This window comes from Sphingomonas sp. S2M10 (assembly GCF_012650175.1).
Classification (GTDB): Bacteria; Pseudomonadota; Alphaproteobacteria; order Sphingomonadales; family Sphingomonadaceae; genus Sphingomonas.
This window is the reverse complement of sequence record NZ_JAAILI010000008.1, coordinates 294,344-312,132: the sequence shown is the minus strand read 5'-3', so window position 1 is coordinate 312,132 and position 17,789 is coordinate 294,344. Positions and strand designations below refer to the sequence as shown.

Annotated in this window: 20 protein-coding genes; 9 read left to right on the top strand and 11 right to left on the bottom strand. The window is 67.4% G+C overall.

Annotation, left to right across the window (positions count from 1 at the left end):
* Nucleotides 1–64 precede the first annotated feature (64 nt).
* The 3 genes from S2M10_RS02825 to fliP are packed head-to-tail and all read left to right on the top strand — an operon-like array spanning nucleotide 65 to nucleotide 1,726.
* Complete coding sequence (locus tag S2M10_RS02825) at nucleotides 65–301, top strand: FliM/FliN family flagellar motor switch protein (protein ID WP_066722509.1); 237 nt, start codon at nucleotides 65–67, stop codon at nucleotides 299–301.
* The gene (locus S2M10_RS02820) at nucleotides 301–978 is read left to right on the top strand and encodes a flagellar biosynthetic protein FliO (protein ID WP_168844754.1); all 678 of its coding nucleotides are present in this window, start codon (nucleotides 301–303) and stop codon (nucleotides 976–978) included. The genes S2M10_RS02825 and S2M10_RS02820 overlap by 1 nt, the downstream gene beginning before the upstream one ends.
* A complete protein-coding gene (gene fliP / locus S2M10_RS02815; protein WP_168844753.1) occupies nucleotides 971–1,726 on the top strand; it encodes a flagellar type III secretion system pore protein FliP in 756 nt (251 codons plus the stop codon). Before S2M10_RS02820 ends, fliP begins: the two co-directional genes overlap by 8 nt.
* A 40-nt stretch (nucleotides 1,727–1,766) precedes the next feature.
* Here the strand turns inward: fliP and trpS are convergent, their stop codons facing one another.
* From trpS to secB, 3 genes are all read right to left on the bottom strand, one after another.
* The gene (gene trpS / locus S2M10_RS02810; RefSeq protein ID WP_168844752.1) at nucleotides 1,767–2,756 is read right to left on the bottom strand and encodes a tryptophan--tRNA ligase; all 990 of its coding nucleotides are present in this window, start codon (nucleotides 2,754–2,756) and stop codon (nucleotides 1,767–1,769) included.
* Nucleotides 2,757–2,894: 138 nt separating this feature from the next.
* Nucleotides 2,895–4,463: a murein biosynthesis integral membrane protein MurJ gene (murJ, locus tag S2M10_RS02805; protein WP_168844751.1), complete on the bottom strand. Its 1,569-nt coding sequence runs from the start codon at nucleotides 4,461–4,463 to the stop codon at nucleotides 2,895–2,897.
* Between the two features lie 211 nt (nucleotides 4,464–4,674).
* On the bottom strand, nucleotides 4,675–5,178 hold the full coding sequence (gene secB / locus S2M10_RS02800) for a protein-export chaperone SecB (RefSeq protein ID WP_168844750.1): 504 nt from the start codon (nucleotides 5,176–5,178) through the stop codon (nucleotides 4,675–4,677).
* Between the two features lie 161 nt (nucleotides 5,179–5,339).
* Between secB and S2M10_RS02795 the strand changes: the two genes are divergently transcribed.
* The 4 genes from S2M10_RS02795 (at nucleotide 5,340) to S2M10_RS02780 (ending at nucleotide 9,703) form a co-directional block, all read left to right on the top strand.
* Nucleotides 5,340–5,984: a Tim44/TimA family putative adaptor protein gene (locus S2M10_RS02795; RefSeq protein ID WP_168844749.1), complete on the top strand. Its 645-nt coding sequence runs from the start codon at nucleotides 5,340–5,342 to the stop codon at nucleotides 5,982–5,984.
* Nucleotides 5,985–5,992: 8 nt separating this feature from the next.
* A complete protein-coding gene (locus S2M10_RS02790) occupies nucleotides 5,993–7,330 on the top strand; it encodes a murein transglycosylase A (protein ID WP_168844748.1) in 1,338 nt (445 codons plus the stop codon).
* Nucleotides 7,327–7,938, top strand: a complete 612-nt coding sequence (locus S2M10_RS02785; protein ID WP_168844747.1) for a Smr/MutS family protein — start codon at nucleotides 7,327–7,329, stop codon at nucleotides 7,936–7,938. Before S2M10_RS02790 ends, S2M10_RS02785 begins: the two co-directional genes overlap by 4 nt.
* Before the next feature lie 127 nt (nucleotides 7,939–8,065).
* Nucleotides 8,066–9,703: an EAL domain-containing protein gene (locus tag S2M10_RS02780; RefSeq protein WP_348770521.1), complete on the top strand. Its 1,638-nt coding sequence runs from the start codon at nucleotides 8,066–8,068 to the stop codon at nucleotides 9,701–9,703.
* Between the two features lie 4 nt (nucleotides 9,704–9,707).
* Here the strand turns inward: S2M10_RS02780 and dapE are convergent, their stop codons facing one another.
* Nucleotides 9,708–10,850, bottom strand: coding sequence for a succinyl-diaminopimelate desuccinylase (gene dapE, locus S2M10_RS02775; protein ID WP_168844745.1), 1,143 nt, complete (start codon nucleotides 10,848–10,850; stop codon nucleotides 9,708–9,710).
* On the opposite strand from dapE, the gene S2M10_RS02770 reads away from it, so the two are divergent.
* On the top strand, nucleotides 10,850–11,311 hold the full coding sequence (locus S2M10_RS02770; RefSeq protein ID WP_168844744.1) for a cupin domain-containing protein: 462 nt from the start codon (nucleotides 10,850–10,852) through the stop codon (nucleotides 11,309–11,311). The two genes, dapE and S2M10_RS02770, sit on opposite strands and share 1 nt — an antisense overlap.
* Nucleotides 11,312–11,433: 122 nt before the next feature.
* Here S2M10_RS02770 and S2M10_RS02765 read toward each other — a convergent pair whose 3' ends face one another.
* Entirely contained in the window at nucleotides 11,434–12,096 is a 663-nt protein-coding gene (locus S2M10_RS02765) for a glutathione S-transferase family protein (RefSeq protein ID WP_168844743.1), read from the bottom strand.
* Nucleotides 12,097–12,230: 134 nt separating this feature from the next.
* Between S2M10_RS02765 and S2M10_RS02760 the strand changes: the two genes are divergently transcribed.
* Complete coding sequence (locus S2M10_RS02760; RefSeq protein ID WP_168844742.1) at nucleotides 12,231–14,183, top strand: S9 family peptidase; 1,953 nt, start codon at nucleotides 12,231–12,233, stop codon at nucleotides 14,181–14,183.
* On the opposite strand, the gene S2M10_RS02755 is transcribed toward S2M10_RS02760, so the two are convergent.
* From S2M10_RS02755 to rpmH, 6 genes are all read right to left on the bottom strand, one after another.
* The gene (locus tag S2M10_RS02755; RefSeq protein WP_168844741.1) at nucleotides 14,180–14,506 is read right to left on the bottom strand and encodes a gamma-glutamylcyclotransferase family protein; all 327 of its coding nucleotides are present in this window, start codon (nucleotides 14,504–14,506) and stop codon (nucleotides 14,180–14,182) included. The genes S2M10_RS02760 and S2M10_RS02755 overlap by 4 nt on opposite strands.
* Before the next feature lie 7 nt (nucleotides 14,507–14,513).
* Nucleotides 14,514–15,149, bottom strand: coding sequence for a ribosome biogenesis GTP-binding protein YihA/YsxC (gene yihA / locus S2M10_RS02750; RefSeq protein ID WP_168844740.1), 636 nt, complete (start codon nucleotides 15,147–15,149; stop codon nucleotides 14,514–14,516).
* Nucleotides 15,150–15,339: 190 nt separating this feature from the next.
* A complete protein-coding gene (gene yidC, locus S2M10_RS02745; RefSeq protein WP_168844739.1) occupies nucleotides 15,340–17,058 on the bottom strand; it encodes a membrane protein insertase YidC in 1,719 nt (572 codons plus the stop codon).
* Nucleotides 17,059–17,079: 21 nt separating this feature from the next.
* Nucleotides 17,080–17,292 carry a membrane protein insertion efficiency factor YidD gene (gene yidD, locus S2M10_RS02740; RefSeq protein WP_066722546.1) on the bottom strand — a complete coding sequence of 71 codons (213 nt, stop codon included), beginning with the start codon at nucleotides 17,290–17,292 and terminating at the stop codon, nucleotides 17,080–17,082.
* Entirely contained in the window at nucleotides 17,289–17,636 is a 348-nt protein-coding gene (gene rnpA, locus S2M10_RS02735) for a ribonuclease P protein component (RefSeq protein WP_168844738.1), read from the bottom strand. The genes yidD and rnpA overlap by 4 nt, the downstream gene beginning before the upstream one ends.
* A gap of 14 nt (nucleotides 17,637–17,650) precedes the next feature.
* Nucleotides 17,651–17,785: a 50S ribosomal protein L34 gene (gene rpmH, locus S2M10_RS02730; protein ID WP_010545931.1), complete on the bottom strand. Its 135-nt coding sequence runs from the start codon at nucleotides 17,783–17,785 to the stop codon at nucleotides 17,651–17,653.
* Between the last annotated feature and the right edge of the window lie 4 nt (nucleotides 17,786–17,789).

Here is a 17,789-nt window from a genome sequence, read left to right as displayed (position 1 = left end):
TTTGCCGGGCCGGGCGCCGGGGGCGGAAAAAAGGTTCCTATAAGTCAGTGGGAAAGGGAGACGCATGTCGGTACTCGATGGAATCATGATCGAAATGTCGGTGGTGCTCGGTTCGACCGAAGTGCCGGTCCGGCAGATCCTGCAGATGAGCCGTGGCGCGATGATCCCCCTGGACTGCGGCCAGGACGATCCGAGCATGGTCTATGTCAATGGCGAGCTGGTCGCGCTGGGACGCATCCTCGTCGACGGCGAGGTCATGTCGCTCGAAATCTCCGAACTCGTGAAGAAGCAGCGCCACTGATGGATCTCTTGTCGATGTTGCGTACGCTGGGCGCGTTGGGCCTGGTTTTGGGGATGCTGGCGACGGCGCTGTGGGTGGTGCGCCGCTATGATCTGAAGTTGCCGGGCCGCATGGCCGGCGGGGGACGCAAGCGGGTGGAACTGGTCGAGCGGCTGGCGGTGGACGCCAAGCGCTCGGTCGCACTGATTCGCAGGGACGGGTGCGAGCACCTGATCTTCATCGGGCCGGAAGGCCATGCCACCATCGAGACCGGGATCGTCGCGCCGCCGCAGCCGGTGGCGGAGCCGAGCGCGGCTGCCGAGGGGGCTGCGAAGATCGAGGATGATCTGGCGGTGCTCAAGGCGGGCGTCGCAAAGCTGGCCGGCAAGCTCGATTTCAAGGCGATGGTGGAACGGGCGCGCCCGGATGCCTTCCCGCCGGCGGAGATCGTGCCGGACGCAACGCTGGAGACGCCCGTGGTCGCCGCCGCCGAACCGGCGCCGATCCTGCCGCTGGCCGCGAACGACGCCGAACCGGACGCGACCGCCGTGCTGCAGGCCGAAACCGAGGCCGATCCCGCGCCCGCCAAGGCGGAACCAGCTGCGCGCCCGCGGGCCCGGGCGCAGGCGCGCACCCGCATCCCGCGCGATACCACGCGCTGGAACAAGCGCGCCGTGCGCGAGGCTCTTAATGGGTAAACTGCTTGCCGCGGCCGCACTGCTGATCGTGCTGCCGGTCGCGGCGCACGCGCAAGCCGTTGCGCCCGCCGCGCAGGCGGCGGCGCAAGGCGCGACCATCAGCATCGGCGGCGAGGGGCCGCTCTCGGCCAAGGCCATCCAGCTGGTGCTGATGCTGACCGTGCTCAGCCTGGCCCCGGGCCTGTTGATGACGGTGACCAGCTTCACCCGCATGGTAGTGGCGCTCTCCCTGCTGCGCACCGGCATCGGCACGCCGGGCGTGCCGCCGAACCCGGTGATCATCAGTCTGGCGCTGTTCCTCAGCTTCTTCGTGATGGCGCCGACCTTCGAGAAGGCGTGGAACGAAGGCGTCGACCCCTATACCAAGGGCAAGCTGACCGAGGTGGCGGCGTTCGAGAAGACGACCGAGCCGTTCCGACAGTTCATGCTCGGCCAGGTGCGCGACAGCGATCTCAAGCTGTTCGCCGACCTCGCCAACAAGAAGATCGCGACGCGCGCAGAAACGCCGCTGACCACGTTGGCGCCGGCCTTCATGATCTCCGAACTGCGCCGCGCGTTCGAGATCGGTTTCCTGCTGCTGCTGCCGTTCCTGGTGATCGACCTGGCGGTGTCCGCGGTGCTGATGGCGATGGGCATGATGATGCTGCCGCCACCGACGATCGCGCTGCCGATGAAGATCATCTTCTTCGTGCTGGTCGATGGCTGGGCGCTGGTCGCCGGCTCGCTGGTGAAGAGCTTCACGCACTGAGTGCTTCCCCCTCTCGCAAGCGAGAGGGGGATTTAGAGAGTCAGACCTGCAGCCCCACCGCCTGCTGCGCCGCCTTGAGCGTCGGCGCCGCCAGCGCGCTCGCCCGCGCCGCACCCTGGGCGAGCTTGGCACCCACCTCGCCCCGGTCGCCCAGCAACGCGGTCAGCCGCTCGCGGATCGGCCCGAGCACCGAGATGGTCAGATCCGCCAGCGCCGGCTTGAACGCGCCGAAGCCTTGCCCCGCATATTCCTCCACCACCGATTGCGGATCGCGGTCCGAAAGCGCGGCGAAGATCGTCACCAGGTTGCGCGCCTCGGGCCGTTCGGCGAGCGCGTCGAAGCTGTCCGGCAGCGGCTCGGGATCGGTCTTGGCCTTGCGGCACTTGGCGGCGATCGTGTCGTTGTCGTCGATCAGGTTGATGCGGCTGAGGTCCGACGGATCGGACTTGGACATCTTCGCATTGCCGTCGCGCAAGCTCATGATCCGCGGCGCGGCCTTGCTGATCAGCGGCTCGGGCAGCGGGAACAGCTCGACGCCGAAATCCTGGTTGAACTTGGTCGCGATGTCGCGGGTCAGCTCGAGATGCTGCTTCTGGTCCTCGCCGACGGGGACGTGCGTCGCCTGATAGACCAGGATGTCGGCGGCCTGGAGCACCGGATAGGTGAACAGCCCGACGCTGGCGCCGTCGCGGTTCTTGCCGGCCTTGTCCTTCCACTGGGTCATGCGATTGAGCCAGCCCATCCGCGCGGTACCCTGAAGGATCCAGCACAGCTCGGCATGGGCGGGGACGCGCGCCTGGTTGAACAGGATCGAGCGGTCGTCGATCCCGGCGGCGAACAGCGTGGCGGCCATCTCGATCGTCGAGTTGGCGAGCTCCTGCGGGGTCACCGTGCCGGTAAGGGCGTGCAGATCGGCGAGGAAGAACAGGCATTCCCCCTGATCCTGCATCGCGACCCACTGCTTGATGGCGCCCAGATAATTGCCGAGGTGAAGATTGCCGGTGGTCTGGATGCCCGAGACGACGCGCATGGGATAGTCACTCCGCACCCGGTTGACCGTTCGGCCGTTGGACCGGCCGCGGGTCCATGGCGGCGGGGGTGCTTTCGGCCGCGCGAATTGCCAGGACGCGGGCGCTCTAGAGCAGCTTGCGCGTCCTGGGAACCGGGCTCAGCGCGCCGCGCGGCGGCGGACCAGCGCCTTGAGGTCCGACAGCAGGAAGGCGCGGGTGGCGAAGCAGGCGGCGACATAGATCGCGCAGCCGGCGCCGACCAGGATCACCAGGCCTGCGTAGCGCTCCCACAGCCGCCCGTTGAGCCACGGATCGAGCAGCCCGGCACCGGCCCACAGCGCCACCCCCATCAGAATCGCGGCGAGCGCGAGACGGGGCACGCGGCGGGCGAGCTGTGCATCCACGATAAAGTGCCCGCGCTTGCGCAGCGCGAGATACAGCATCGTCACGTTGACGGTGGAGGACAGCGCGGTGGCGAGCGGCGGTCCCAGATGCGCAATCAGCGGGATCAGCGCGAGATTGGCGGCGATGTTGACGCCCACCGAGAGCATTGCGAACCGCACCGGCGTTCTGGTGTCCTGCCGGGCGTAGAAGCCGGGGGTGAGCACCTTGACGAGGATGTAGGAGGGAAGCCCGATGGAGAAACCGGCCAGCGCCCAAGCGCACTTCACCGTGTCCTCCGGCGTGAAGTGGCCGTACTGAAACAGTCCGCGCACGATCGGCTCGGCCGATACGATCAGCGCCACCATCGCGGGCAGGGTGAGGAACAGCGCCAGCTCCATGCCGCGGTTCTGCGTTTCCATCGCCTCTTCTTCCTTGCCCGCCCCGAGCAGCCGCGAGATGGTGGGGAGCAGGATGGTGCCGAGGCCGATGCCGATCATCCCCAGCGGCAGCTGGTTCAGCCGATCGGCATAATAGATGTACGAGATCGAGCCTTCGTCGAGCAGATAGCCCGAGAGCGCCGTCGAGATGACGAGGTTCAGCTGCACCGCGCCGGCGCCCACCGCGGCGGGCAGGATCAGCTTCATCAGCCGGCGCACATCGTCGTCGATCCGCGGCAGGCGGGGGCGCAGCGACACGCCCGAGGCGCGGCAGGCAAGCGCCAGCCAACCGAGTTGCAGCAGTCCGCCCAGCGGTACCGCGATCGCCTGGACGCGCGCGGTCTCCTCGGGCGTGCCGTGGAAGAAGAACAGCCCGGTCACCATCGCGATGTTGAGCAGGATGGGTGCTGCGGCGTTGACCCAGAATTTGTCGAGCGAATTGAGAATGCCGCCCAGCAGCGATGCTAGGCAGATCAGCATCAGATAAGGGATGGTGATCCGCGATAGTTGCACGGCGAAAGCGAATTGCTCTGTCGTCGGCTGCTGCTTGTCGAAGCCGCCGGAGAGGATGGCGGTGAGCGGCCAGGCTGCGGCGAGCGCCACCAGCGTCAGCGCGAGCAGCACCACGAACAGGACGGAGAGAGTGCGCTCGGCAAAGTCGTACGCTGGACCGCGCTCGCCGTTCACGCCCAGCTTCTGGTTGAACATCGGGATGAACGCCGATGCGAAGGCGCCCTCGGCGAAGAACGCGCGAAACATGTTGGGCAGGCGGAAGGCGACCAGAAAGGCGTCCGACGCGAAGTTCGCGCCGACATAGCGCGCCTGAAGCGAGTCGCGGACCAGTGCGAGGACGCGACTGGCGAGCGTCAGACCGCCCACCGAACCCAGACTGCGCACAAGCTTCATCGAGATTTCGCCGCTGTGAAAGGAAAGGCGCGGGGCATGCCCCCGGCGCTCGTCATCCCCGCGACGGCGGGGATCCATTCGCCTGTGCGTTCACGGCAGGCGCCGCAACGTTCCCACCAAAGGATTCCCGCCTTCGCGGGAATGACGATGGTCTGGCGGGAGGCGGCGGGGAGCACCGCAGCGCGCAAGGCGGGCGCTCCCCTAAACCGGATCAGGCGTGGCCGGCTTCTTCGAAGCCGATTGCGCCTTCCTGCTGGGCGCGCTGCTGCATGTAGATGCCGGCGAAGTCGATCGGCTCCAGCATCAGCGGCGGGAAGCCGCCGTCGCGGACCTGGTCGGCCAGCACGCGGCGCGCGAAGGGGAACAGGATGCGCGGCGCTTCGCCGAGCAGGAACGGATCGAGCGCTTCCTGGGGGATGTTGCGAAGCGCGAACAGACCCGCATAGGTGAGGTCGACGATGAACGCGACCTGCTCGCCGGCCTGGGCGCGGACTTCGATCTTCAGCGCGACTTCGTACACGTCCTCGCCGACCTTGTTCGAGCCGATGTTGAACTGCACGTCGATCGCGGGCGGAGTCTGCTGCTGATAGATGGCCGGTGCGTTCGGATTCTCGAACGACAGGTCCTTCACATATTGCGACAGCACGCCTGCCTGGGGCGCATCTTCCGCGCCGCCTTCAACGCCCATGCCGGCGTAGGTGTCGTTCTCGGCCATCCAACTTTCCTCTTTATGCAGGAGAATTTCGCGCCCTCGGCGCGTTACGGGGCAAGCGACTAGCAGGCGTGTGCCGGTGGTGCAATCGCACGGCCCATCGTACGGTTTGAATCCCGCGGCACGAAGGCCTATGTACTAGATACGGAGGCTTTGGAGGGCCAGTGTTCTACGTCATTCTGTTCGCAATGGTGGCCGGTTTCCTGGCGCTTCGGCTGTATGCGGTACTCGGCAAGCGTACCGGGCATGAGCAGCCGCTGCCGAAACCCGCCGAGGAGCGCGTCGCCATGCCGCCCGTGACGCGGACGATCGAGGCGCTGCCGGAGGCCCGCGACTCGGCAAATCGCACGATCGACTCGGGTGCCGAGACCGGCCTGCGCGCCGTGGTGTCGGCCGATTCCAGCTTCGATGTCGCCAAGTTCCTGGAAGGTGCGAAGTCCGCCTATCGCATGATCCTCGAAGCGTTCTGGAAGGGTGACGAAGAGACGCTGCGATTTCTGGTGGACGACGAGGTTCGGGGCGCTTTCGAGCAGGCGATCGCCGGCCGCAAGGAGACGGGCGAGGTGCTCGACAACCGCCTGATCACGATCGAGCGCGCCACGATTACCGAGGCCGGTGTGGAGGGCAAGGTCGCCCGCGTCACGGTGCGCTTCGATGCGGATATCGTTGCGGTAACCCGCGATGGCGAGGGCAATGTCATCGCCGGCTCGCTGAGCGATGCGGTGACCACCCACGATGTGTGGACATTCGCCCGCAAGCTGCGCAGCGACGATCCGAACTGGAAGCTGGTCGAGACCGACGAAGCCTGAGGGGCAGCATGCGGATATTCGGGGGATTGGCGCTCGCGGGGCTGCTCGGCGCATGTTCGAGCGGTATCGTCCCCCCGGAAGCGGGCACGCGGCCCGTGCCGACCCGCCCGGCCCCGACGCGACCGGCACCTGTTCCGGAGCGTCCTGCGCCCGGCGGCGCGTTGCCCGAGACTCCCGCCAATCTTCCCGCGCGTCAGCCGACCGCCGCAACGCCGCTGCCCGCACTCCCGGCCGCGCCCGTCGCCACCGGCGCGACCACCGCGGCCATGGCGGGGCTTGTCGCCGGTCCGGCGATCGAAACCCTGCCGATCACGCCCGACAACGCCAAGCGCGCGCTCGCCGCGTTCAAGCTGAGCTGCCCCGGGTTGCTGCGGCGTACCGACGCCTCGGGTCTCACGAGTGGGACCGACTGGACCAATGCCTGCGCTGCCGCGGCGAGCTGGTCGGGCGATGCCGCGCCCTTTTTCGCGCAGTGGTTCGAGACGGTGCAGGTCGGTAACGGCGCGGCCTTTGCCACAGGCTATTACGAGCCCGAGATCGCCGGCGTGCGCGAGCGGCGCTCGGGCTATGACGTGCCGGTTTATGGTGTGCCGGACAATCTGATCGAGGTAGATCTCGGGCTCTTCTCCGACGCGTTGAGGGGCAAGCGCATTCGCGGCCGCGTCGATGGCCGGCAGTTCGTCCCCTATTACGACCGCACCCAGATCGAGCAGGGCGCGCTGGAAGGCCATGCGCCCGTCGTCGCCTGGGCTGCGGATCCGATCGAGATGTTCTTCCTGCAGGTGCAGGGATCGGGCCGGCTGAAGGGGCCGGACGGGCAGGTGCTGCGCATCGGCTATGCCGGGCAGAACGGGCGCGACTATACCGGCATCGGCAAGCTGATGAAGGATCGCGGGCTGCTCGGCCCCGGCCAGACGTCGATGCAGGGCATCGTCGCCTGGCTGCGCGAGCACCCGGAAGAAGGTCGCGCGATCATGCGCGAGAACAAGAGCTTCGTTTTCTTCAAGGAGCTGACCGGCGCGGGCCCGCTGGGCGCGATGGGGTATCCCGTCGCCGGGTGGACCAGCGTGGCGGCGGACCCGAAGTTCATTCCGCTCGGCGCGCCGCTGTTCCTGTCGATGGATCGTACCGACGCGACCGGGCTGTGGGTGGCGCAGGATACCGGCGGCGCGATCAAGGGCGCCAACCGAGTCGATACGTTCTGGGGCGCGGGCGAGGATGCGCGCGCGATCGCGGGCGGCATGTCGGCGCGGGGCACGGCCTGGCTGCTGCTGCCCAAGGGCACGGTTGCCCGGCTGAACGCATCGCGGCCGCCCGCCACGCAGCCGGTGATCCCACAGCCATGAGCGGGCGCGGGCGCCGCGATCTGGCGCCCGAGGAAGCGGCGCTGTGGCAGAAGGTGATCCAGAGCGTGACGCCGCTGCACGTCCGCGCGGCGCCCAGGAAATTGCCACCGGAGCCCGCTACCTCGCCATCGTCAGCACCCAGGGTGCCGCCGAAGCCGGCCACGCCGCGGCTGGAGGTGCCGACCGGCAAGCTGGTTCCGATGCGGCCGGCACGCCCGGCGATCACGCTGTCCACGCCGATGCCGGAGACGCATGAGCGCCGCACGCTGGATGCCGGGTGGGATCGGCGCCTGTCCCGCGGGCTGGTCGCACCGGAAAGTGCGATCGACCTGCACGGGCATAATCTCCATGCCGCCTATGATCGGCTGGATGCGGGGCTGGGCCACGCCATCGCGCGCGGCGACCGCGTATTGCTGCTCATCACCGGCAAACCGCCGCGACCCGAATCCGAACGGCCGCACGCGCGCGGGGCGATTCGCGCCGCCGTGGGGGACTGGCTGGCGGCCTCGCGCCACGCGGATCGCATCGCGGCGGTACGCCAGGCGCATCCCCGCCATGGTGGTGCGGGCGCCTTGTACATCGTGTTGCGGCGACCCCGTGCTTCGTAGAACACCTGAATTTCTTAACTAATGCATGCGAAGTGTATCGCTGCGCCAAATACAGTGGGCGCCGCACGGGGACTAGTTGGAGCGTCGAACGGCAATGCGCTGGGGGGAGCGAGGGTTGGGAACAGGCGTGGCGAGCGCCGCTGCGCTTGCGGCCTGTGTGCTCATCGGCTGCGCGATTGCCGCCGGCCTTGCGCTGCAGGTCCTGCAGGTCGCGCTGCTGCTGGCGCTGCCGCTCGTGGTGCTTGCCGTCGTGGCGATCCTGGCGATGCTGCAACCCCGGCGCAACGCGGCGCTGGCGGCAGCGGTCGATCGGCTCCATGCCGCCGCGCTCGGGGATCTGGAAAGCCCGCTGCCGACGGCGCTGTTCCGCGGTACGCCGCAACTCGCCGCATCGATCGATGAGCTGTTCCTGAAGCTGCGCGGCAATCTGGAAAGCGTCCACCGGCTCGCCATGTTCGACACGGTGACCGGGCTCGCCAATCGCCCGCATTTCCGCCGCAGCGCGGAGCGGCTGCTGGAAGATGCGCATGAGGACGCACGGGCGGTGCTGTTCTTCATCGATCTGGATCGCTTCAAGGCGGTCAACGACACGCTGGGTCATGCGGTGGGTGACGTGCTGCTGGGCATGGTGGCGAACCGCCTGCGTGCGGTGGGCGACCAGTGCGCCGCGTTCAACCATGGCGAGACCCCGCTGATCGGCCGTCTGGCCGGCGACGAGTTCACCCTGTTCTTCGCCGATCTGCCCGATCCACAGGCGCGCGAGCGGGTGGGGCAGAAGGTGCTGGAGGCGCTGTCCGAACCCTTTGATCTGGCCGGGCAGCATGTGTCGATCGGTGCGTCGATCGGGCTTGCGCTGCATCCCGAGCACGGCGTGACGCTGCATGATTTGATGGGTGCGGCCGACGCGGCCATGTACCAGGCCAAGACCCAGGGCCGCGGCCGGGTGGAAACGTTCAGCGACGGGCTGGCGGCGCAGATGATTGCGCGCGCGCGGCTGGAAACCGAACTGCGTGCCGCCATCGAACATGATGAATTCGCGCTGGTGTTCCAGCCCCAGGTATGCGCCGGCAACGGCACGATCGTCGGCGCGGAGGCGCTGCTTCGATGGCAGCACCCCGACGGGACCAAGCTGCCGGCATCGTTCCTCCAGCGCGCTGAGGAGACGGGGCTGATCGTCGAGATCGGCGACTGGGTGGTTGCAACGGTGGCGAACACCATCGCCCGTTGGGGGCGGCTCGGGCTCGAGCAGCGGCTGGCGGTCAATGTCAGCCAGCGCCAGATCGATCATGCCAGCTTCTTCCGCCATCTTCGCGCGGCAATGCTGGCAGCGAAGGCGCCCGCGGGCCTGCTGGAGCTGGAAATCAGCGAGACCCTCGCGATGCATTGTTCCGAGGATGTGCTGCGCGCGATCGCGACGCTGCGCGCGGCTGGCGCGACGATCGCGGTCGACGACTTCGGCACCGGCTATTCCAACCTCGCCCGACTGCGGCGGCTGCCGATCGACCGGGTAAAGCTCGACCGCAGCCTGATCGAGCATGTCGCGACCAATCCGGAAGCGCGCGCCGTCGCCCAGGCGGTGATCGGCCTCGTCCACGGCATCGGCTGCGAAGCCGTGGCCGAGGGAATCGAAAGCGAGGCGCAGGCCGCCGTGCTGCGCGTGATCGGTTGCGACGTGCTGCAGGGCTATGCGATCGGAGCGCCGATGGGCGAGGCGGATTTCCTCGCCTGGGTGCGCGACATGGCCCCGCGCCGGGCGACCGCCTGACGGGTCACACCCGTCGCAGAATCTCCGCATAGACGTCCGTCAGCGCACGCAGGTCGGGCAGGGCCACCGCTTCGTCCAGCTGGTGCATCGTCGCGTTGAGCAGGCCGAATTCCACCACCGGGCAGACGCGCGAGAGAAACCGGGCATCCGAGGTGCCGCCGGTGGTCGACAGCTCCGCGTCCACGCCCAGCACGTCACGGATTGCGCCGCTGACCAATTCCGAAAGCGGGCCGGGCTCGGTGAGGAAGGCCTCGCCATAGACGCGCCCGTTCACCTCGGCATGCGGGGCATGCCGGGCCACGATCTCGCGGATGCGTTCGATCAGGTCGGGGCCGCGCTGCTGGTCGTTGAAGCGGATGCTGATCCGGGCGGCGGCGCGACCGGGGATGACGTTGGTCGCCTTGTTGCCGACCGCCAGATCGATGACCTCGATGTTCGACGGCTGGAACCAGGCATTGCCCTGATCGAGGTCGATCGCGTCGATCTCGGCCAGCGCGCGGACGAGGCGGGGGACCGGATTGTCGGCGAGGTGGGGATAAGCGACATGCCCTTGCCGGCCGATCACCGCGATGTCGATCACGGTCGAGCCGCGCCGGCCGATCTTGATCGTATCGCCGAGCCGGTGCGCCGAGGTGGGCTCGCCGACGACGCAGCAATCGGGGACGAGGCCGCGCTCGGCCATCCGCTCGATCAGCTTGGGCGTGCCGTAGGTGGCGGGACCTTCCTCGTCGCCGGTGATGATCAGGCTGGTGGTGCCGCGCGCGGGCACCTGCGCGGCGGCGGCGACGAAGGCGGCGATCGCGCCCTTCATGTCCACCGCGCCGCGGCCATAAAGCAGGTCGCCGCGAATCGCGGGGGTGAAGGCACCGCTGGTCCAGCCTTCGCCCGGAGGTACGACATCGAGATGGCCGGCAAAGGCGAGGTGCGGGCCGCCATCGCCGCGCACCGCGAGCAGGTTCTCGACCGGCCCGTCGGGGGCCTCGCCTTCGACGAAGCGCTCGACATGGAAGCCGAGCGGGGTGACTGCGGCCTCGAGCACGTCGAACACGCTGCCGCGTGCCGGCGTGACGCTTTCCGCGCCGATCAGGGCCTTGGTGAGTTCGACGACGTCCGGCACACTACCTCCCGCATACAAGGGAGGCGACATTGCCCAAGCTGGACCTGGATACAATCCCGCAGACCAACGCCACCGGCTATCCTGCGCCCTATGACGCACCGGTGGCGGGACGATGGTACCGCAGACTGGCGCCGCCGGGCGGGCTGACCGCGATGGGGGTGAGCCATGTCGTGCTGAAGCCCGGCGCATGGTCGTCGCAGCGTCACTGGCACGACCAGGAGGATGAGTTCGTCGTGATGCTGGCCGGCGAGGCGGTGCTGGTGGAGCAGGGCGGCGAGACGCTGCTGCGCGCCGGCGACTGCGCGGCGTTCCCGGCCGGGGTGGCGGACGGGCATCATCTGCAGAACCGGTCCGAGGCGGATGCAATATTCCTTGCGATCGGCGCGGGTCCGCGCGGGAGCGGGGAATATCCCGACATCGACATGGTGTTCACGCCGGAAGGATATTTTCGCAAGGACGGGACGCGGTACGAGACCGAGCGGGTGCGATGACCTCTATCTAGCCGCTCCTCCTCGGAGGAGGGTTGGGGTGAAGGGATTCCAGAACCTCTGTCGGTCTCTGCGAGACACAGCCCCACCCCAACCCCTCCCGTGCAGGGAGGGGTTGGTGCAAGTTACTCCACCGGCAGTTCGTATTTTTCGATCACCCATTCCTCTTCCTGCGCGCCGGCAATCCAGTCCTGCATAAAGGGGTGCTGGAGCACGGCGAGCATGTAGCTCTGGGCAAAGCGCGGCACCGGCAGCGAATAGGTGACGATCCGGGTGACCACCGGCGCGAACATGATGTCGACCGCGCCGAACGCGCCGAACAGGAACGGCTCCTCGCTGCCGTAGCGGGCGCGGGCCTGGACCCACAGTTCCATGATCCGGGCAAGATCGGCCTGTACATCGGCATCTACGGGCGCTGCCGGATGCACCTGGCGCACGTTCATGCTGTGCTTGCTGCGCAGCGCAGTGAAGCTGGAGTGCATCTCTGCCGCCATCGATCGCGCCATCGCGCGGGCAGCGGGATCCTCGGGCCAGAACAGCGTGTTTCCGGTCCGGTCGTTGAGATACTCGACGATCGCCAGGCTATCCCACACCACGGCGTCGCCGTCCCACAGGATGGGGACCTTGCCGGAGGAGGGCGCAAACTCCGCACCCTGACGACGCCTGTCCCAATCCTGGTCATACATCGGCACCACGGTTTCCTCGAAAGGGAGGCCCGATAGCTTGCAGGCGAGCCAGCCGCGCAGCGACCAGGAGGAATAGGCCTTGTTGCCGATGATGAGCTTCATGGCCGTCGGGATAGCGGGGCCTGCGGGCGGCGGCAACCGCTCACGCGGCCCCGCGCCAAAGGCCATTGCGCCGACTTCGGAATGTTTTCACGCTGAGCCGGCGGCAGGGGGCCGCGAATCGGGGACGGAACGATATGCGGAAGAGGTGGGGCCTGTTGGCGGCGACGATCGCAGCCATGGGTGGGGTGTGTGGCGGAGCGAATGCGCAGGAGCAGGCGGCCAGCGCCGCCCAGCCCGCGCCGACCAGGATAGACACGGCGGTTTTCGCGGAACTGCCGGTGCTGACGGATCCGCGGATCTCGCCCGACGGCAAGCGCGTCGCGGCGCAATTGGCGGTACAGGGAAAGCAGTATTTCGCGCTGGTGCCGCTGGACGGCGCTTCAAAGCCGGTCCTGATCGGCACCGGCGATACCGACATCAACGAGTGGCACTGGGTCAACGACGACTGGCTGGTGATCGGCGTCGGCAAGACCACCCCGGTCGCTGGCGACGAATGGTATATCAAGCGCGCCTTCGGGGTAAATGCCACCAGCGGCAAGATGGTGGCGCTCAACAGCGACGAGACCGGGCAGGACGGCGGCACGCTGTTGTGGATCGCCAAGGACGGCACGCCGCGCGTGCTGCTGGCCGCCCAGACCTCCATCTACACCAACGACCCCGGCTTCTGGCCGCAAGTCGATCAGGTGGACGTTTCGACGGGCAAGCACAAAACGGTGCTGACCGGCCGCGAAGGCGTGATGCGCTGGTATGCGGACGGCGCCGGCGTCATCCGGATGGGCATCGGCAGAAGCATGGACGGCCGCCAGCGCCGTCTGCTGTACCGGCCGAGCGCGCGCGCCGATTTCCGTACCGTCGATCGCGCCAAGGGGCTGCACGACGGGCTGCTGGTACCGTCGCTGTTCCTGCCCGATCCCGGCAAGGCGCTGGTGGTGCAGGACGACGACATGGGGCTTTCGGCGCTGTGGGAGTTTGACCTCGCGACGATGCAGACGGGCAAGCAGGTCTTCGCGTCGCCCGGCTATGACATCAGCGGTCCGGTGGTCGATCCCGTCACCTCGACGCTGCTCGGAGTGGAGGTGACCGAGAATCGCGCCACCACCCACTGGACCGATCCGACGATGGCAGCGCTGCAGAAGAAACTGGCCGCGATGGTCCAGGGCGCGCAGGTGGAGATCTCCAGCTTCACCGCCGATCGCTCCGTGGTGATCGTCAAGGTGGGCGAGGCGAGTGCGCCCGGGGCCTATTTCATCTATCGCGCCGCCGATCAATCGCTGCAGCCGCTGGCGATGAACAACCAGACGCTGAAGCTGCGTCGTCTCCACCCGGTGAAGACGATCCGCTACAAGGCGCGCGACGGGCTGGAGATCGCCGCCGTCCTTACCCTGCCGCGCGGCAATGCGGGGAAGAACCTGCCGCTGATCCTGATGCCGCATGGCGGCCCTGCCGCGCGCGACGAGGAGGCGTGGGACTGGTGGTCGCAGTTCCTGGCCGATCGCGGCTATGCGGTGATCCAGCCCAATTATCGCGGCTCCACCGGCTATGGCACCCCCTTCACTCGCAAGGGCGAAGGGCAGTGGGGGCTGGCGATGCAGGATGATCTCAACGACGGGGTGAAGGCGCTGGTCGAGCAGGGCATCGCCGATCCGAAGCGGGTGTGCGTGGTGGGCGGTTCCTATGGCGGTTATGCGGCGCTGCGGGCAGCCCAGCGCGACGGCGCGCTGTTCCGCTGCGCTGTGTCGTTCGCCGGCGTGTCCGACCTTCAGCGGCTGCTTGCCTTCGATTCCAACGCGCTGGGGCACGAGGCCTCCGCCGACTGGCTCAAGGCGCAGGCGCCGGACTTCAAGGCGATTTCGCCGCTGTTCCACCCCGAGGATTTCTCGATCCCGGTGCTGATCGTCCACGGCAAGAAGGACCGTCGCGTGCCCTTCAAGCAGAGCAAGCTGATGGCCGATCGCCTGGCGGCGGCGGGCAAGACGTTCCAGTTCATCGAGCAGCCCGAGGGCGACCATTTCTTCACGCGGCAGGAAGACCGGCTGAGCTTTCTCAAGGCGCTGGAAGCCTTTCTGACCAAGTACAACCCGGCCTAGGCCTTCACATACACCCAGGCGCGGGTGCCCGAGGCGAGGGGCACCCGCACCCGGACGTAATTCTCACTTTCATAGACATCCGCAGCGTCCAACTCCTCCGAGGTCAGCTGAAAGACCTTGCCGGGGATCGGCGGGCCGTCGCCGGGCACAAGGGCGCGGTGCGTCTCGATGCCGCTTGCATCGAGCACGGCGGGGTCGCGGATCTGGATCTCGGTGACGACATAGCCGTGCAGCACGTCGTCGGTGCCGTGGAGCAGGCGGCCGAACTGGCTGCGCTGTACCGCTTCCAGCTGGAGCGTGCCGTAGGAAAAGAGCCGCTCCATAGATGCCTCAGCCGATCGCTTCGAGCACCGCGGCGCGGAGTTCGGGCAGGCCCATGCCCTTGTCGCTCGACGTCGCGAGGATCTCCGGGTGGGCGGCAGCGCGCTTGCGGGCCTCGTCCACCGTGCGGGCGGTGACCTCGGCCAGTTCGCTCGCCTTGATCTTGTCGGTCTTGGTGAGCACCAGCCGATAGCTGACGGCCGCGTCGTCGAGCATCTCGAGGATCTCGCGATCGACATCCTTGATGCCGTGGCGCGAATCGATCAGCACCAGCGCGCGCTTCAGCTCCTGCCGCCCGCGCAGATAGTCGTTCACCAGATAGCGCCACTTGCGGACCATGTCCTTGGGCGCCTTGGCGAAGCCATAGCCGGGCATGTCGACGAGGCGGAAGCGCAGCGGCTCGCCGACATCGAAGAAGTTGAGCTCCTGGGTGCGGCCCGGGGTGACCGAGGTGCGGGCGAGGCTGTTGCGGTTGGTCAGGGCGTTGATCAGCGACGACTTGCCGACGTTCGAGCGCCCGGCAAAGGCCACCTCCGGCACGGTCGGCGCGGGCAGATGTTCGAGCGCGGGCGCGGACTTGAGGAAGGCGATGGGGCCGGCGAACAGCTTGCGCGCTGCTTCGATCTGGTCGGGGTCGAAAGACATCAGGAAATCAGCTGCCTCAGATACTGAGGCCCTTTCAAATCCTCCCCTGGAAGGGGAGGTGTCGCGAAGCGACGGAGGGGTGTCGACGGTGCAAGGGCTGTCCTCCGACGCGAACGGGAACACCCCTCCGTCAGGCCTGCGGCCTGCCACCTCCCCTTGCAGGGGAGGATCGTGGAGGGGCGCCCCGCCATTACTTCGCCTTGGCCGCTTTCGGCTGTTCCACCGGCACCTTCATCTCCGGGTGCCGCGCATAGAGCCATTGCTGCTGGAGCACGGTCAGCACGTTCGAGGTGATCCAGTAGAGCTGCAGGCCGACCGCGAACGGCGCCATCAGGAACATCAGCATCCACGGCATGATCGCGAACATCTGCTTCTGCATCTCGTCCATCGGTGCCGGGTTCATCCGCATCTGGAAGAACATCGAGACGCCGAGCAGCACCGGCACCACGCCGATCGCCAGGAAGCTGGGCGGGGTGTAGGGCAGATAGCCGAACAGGTTGAGAATCATCGCCGGGTCCGGCGCGGACAGGTCCTTGATCCATGCCACGAACGGCTGGTGGCGCATCTCGATGGTCAGCAGCAGCACCTTGTACAGCGCGAACATGATCGGGATCTGCAGGAGCATCGGCGCACACCCGGCGAGCGGGTTCACCTTCTCGTCCTTGTAGAGCTTCATGATCTCCTGCTGCTGGCGCTGCTTGTCGTCCTTGTAGCGCTCCTGGATCGCCTTCATCTTCGGCTGCACCTGGCGCATGCGCGCCATCGAGGCGAACTGCTTCTGCGCGATCGGGAAGAGCAGGCCGCGAATGGTGATCGTCAGCAGGATGATCGCCACGCCGAAATTACCGACCAGCTTGAACAGCCAGCTGAGATAGGTGAAAATCGGGCGCTCGATGATCTCGAACCAGCCCCAGTCGATGGCGCGCTCGAACTTCGCGATGTCATATTGCTTCTGATAGGCGTCGAGCAGCTTCACCTCCTTCGCGCCGGCGAAGAAATGGCTGGTATAGGTCGCCTCCTTGCCCGGACGGATGTTGATCGGCTGGGCGAGCGACACATCTGCCTGGTACCGCTGCGCCGCGGTGCCGCGCTGCTGGATGTTCACGCCGCCGCGCTGGTCCGGGATCGCCGCGGTCAACCAGTAATGATCGCTGAAACCGACCCAGCCGCCGGTGGTGGTGAATTGCTCGGGCGTGCTCTCGATGTCCGACCAGTTGATATAGTGCGCCGCATCGTTGGTCGCGGCGACCGGGCCGACATGCGCGGCCCATTGGCTGGTATCGGTCGAGCGCTGGCCGCGCGAGATCAGCGTGTAAGGGGTAACCGCCACGGGCGCCGCGCCGCGATTGGCGACGGTCTGGCGCACCGTGAACATGAAGTTCGAATCCACGCCCAGCTCGACGGTAAAAGTCTGGCCGGCGCTGTTGGTGGTGGTGAGCTTCACCGGGGTCGCCGGAGTGAGCGTCTGGCCATCGGCCTTCCACACGGTATTGCCGTCGGGAGCGCCGCCGCCCTGCCAGCCGAACTGCGCGAAATACGACCCTTCCGCGCCGCTGGGCGAGAGCAGCCGGATCGGCGGCGAGTTCTTGGCGACGGTCTGGTCATACTGGCGCAGGACGAGATCGTCGATGCGCAGGCCCTTGAGGTTGATCGAACCCTTGAGCGCAGGCGTGTCGATCGCGACGCGCGGGCTATCCGCCAGCACCGCTTCCCGCGCGCGAATCGTCTTCGGCGCGTTGGTCGCGGGATCGACACCGGAATTCGGCAGCGGCTGGAGCTTCCCGTCCACCATCTTCCCCGGGACGGTGGGCTGCTGGGGGAAGATCCAGCGGCTGATCATCGGCCAGCCGAGCAGCACCAGCGCCGCGAACGCCGCGAAGAGGATGAAATTCTTCTGTTCTTCTTTCACCGATAATCCCCGGTAGGAACCTCAAGGAACGGGATCCGGGCCGTGCCCGCCCCATGGATGGCAGCGCGCGATGCGCCGGAGTGCAAGCCAGCCGCCTTTCACCGCCCCATAGCGGCGAAGCGCCTCGATTGCATAGGCCGAACAGGAAGGCTGGTATCGGCAGGTAGGCGGCAGGATCAGCGAAGGGCCCAGCTGCCAGGCGCGCGCGAGCAGCATCAACGCGCGGGCGATCATTGCCCTTCCTTCGGGCGCACGCGCCGCAGCGCCTTGGCGAGTTCCGCCTTCAGATCGGCATAGGGGCGTTCGATCCCGCCGTTGCGGCCGATCAGCACATGATCCGCGCCGGCGATCCCAGCCTCGGGCAGGATTTCGCGCGCGAGCATGCGAAAGCGCCGCTTCATCCGGTTGCGGATGACGGCGTTGCCAACTTTCTTGGATACGGTAATGCCGATCCGCATCGACGGATCGGCATCATTCCGTTCGCGCACCAGCAGGACGAAACCGGGCATCGGTGCCCGCTTTCCCCCATTGGCGGCGAGATAGTGTTTGCGCTGCGTGAGCCGGTCTAGGCTCGGCAAGGGCGTGTCGGTGCTTACGCCGACAGCTTCTTGCGGCCGCGGGCGCGGCGGGCGCGGATCACATTGCGACCGCCCGGGGTCGCCATCCGTGCACGGAAGCCGTGCCGGCGCGCACGCACCAGGTTGCTCGGCTGAAAGGTCCGCTTCATCGCT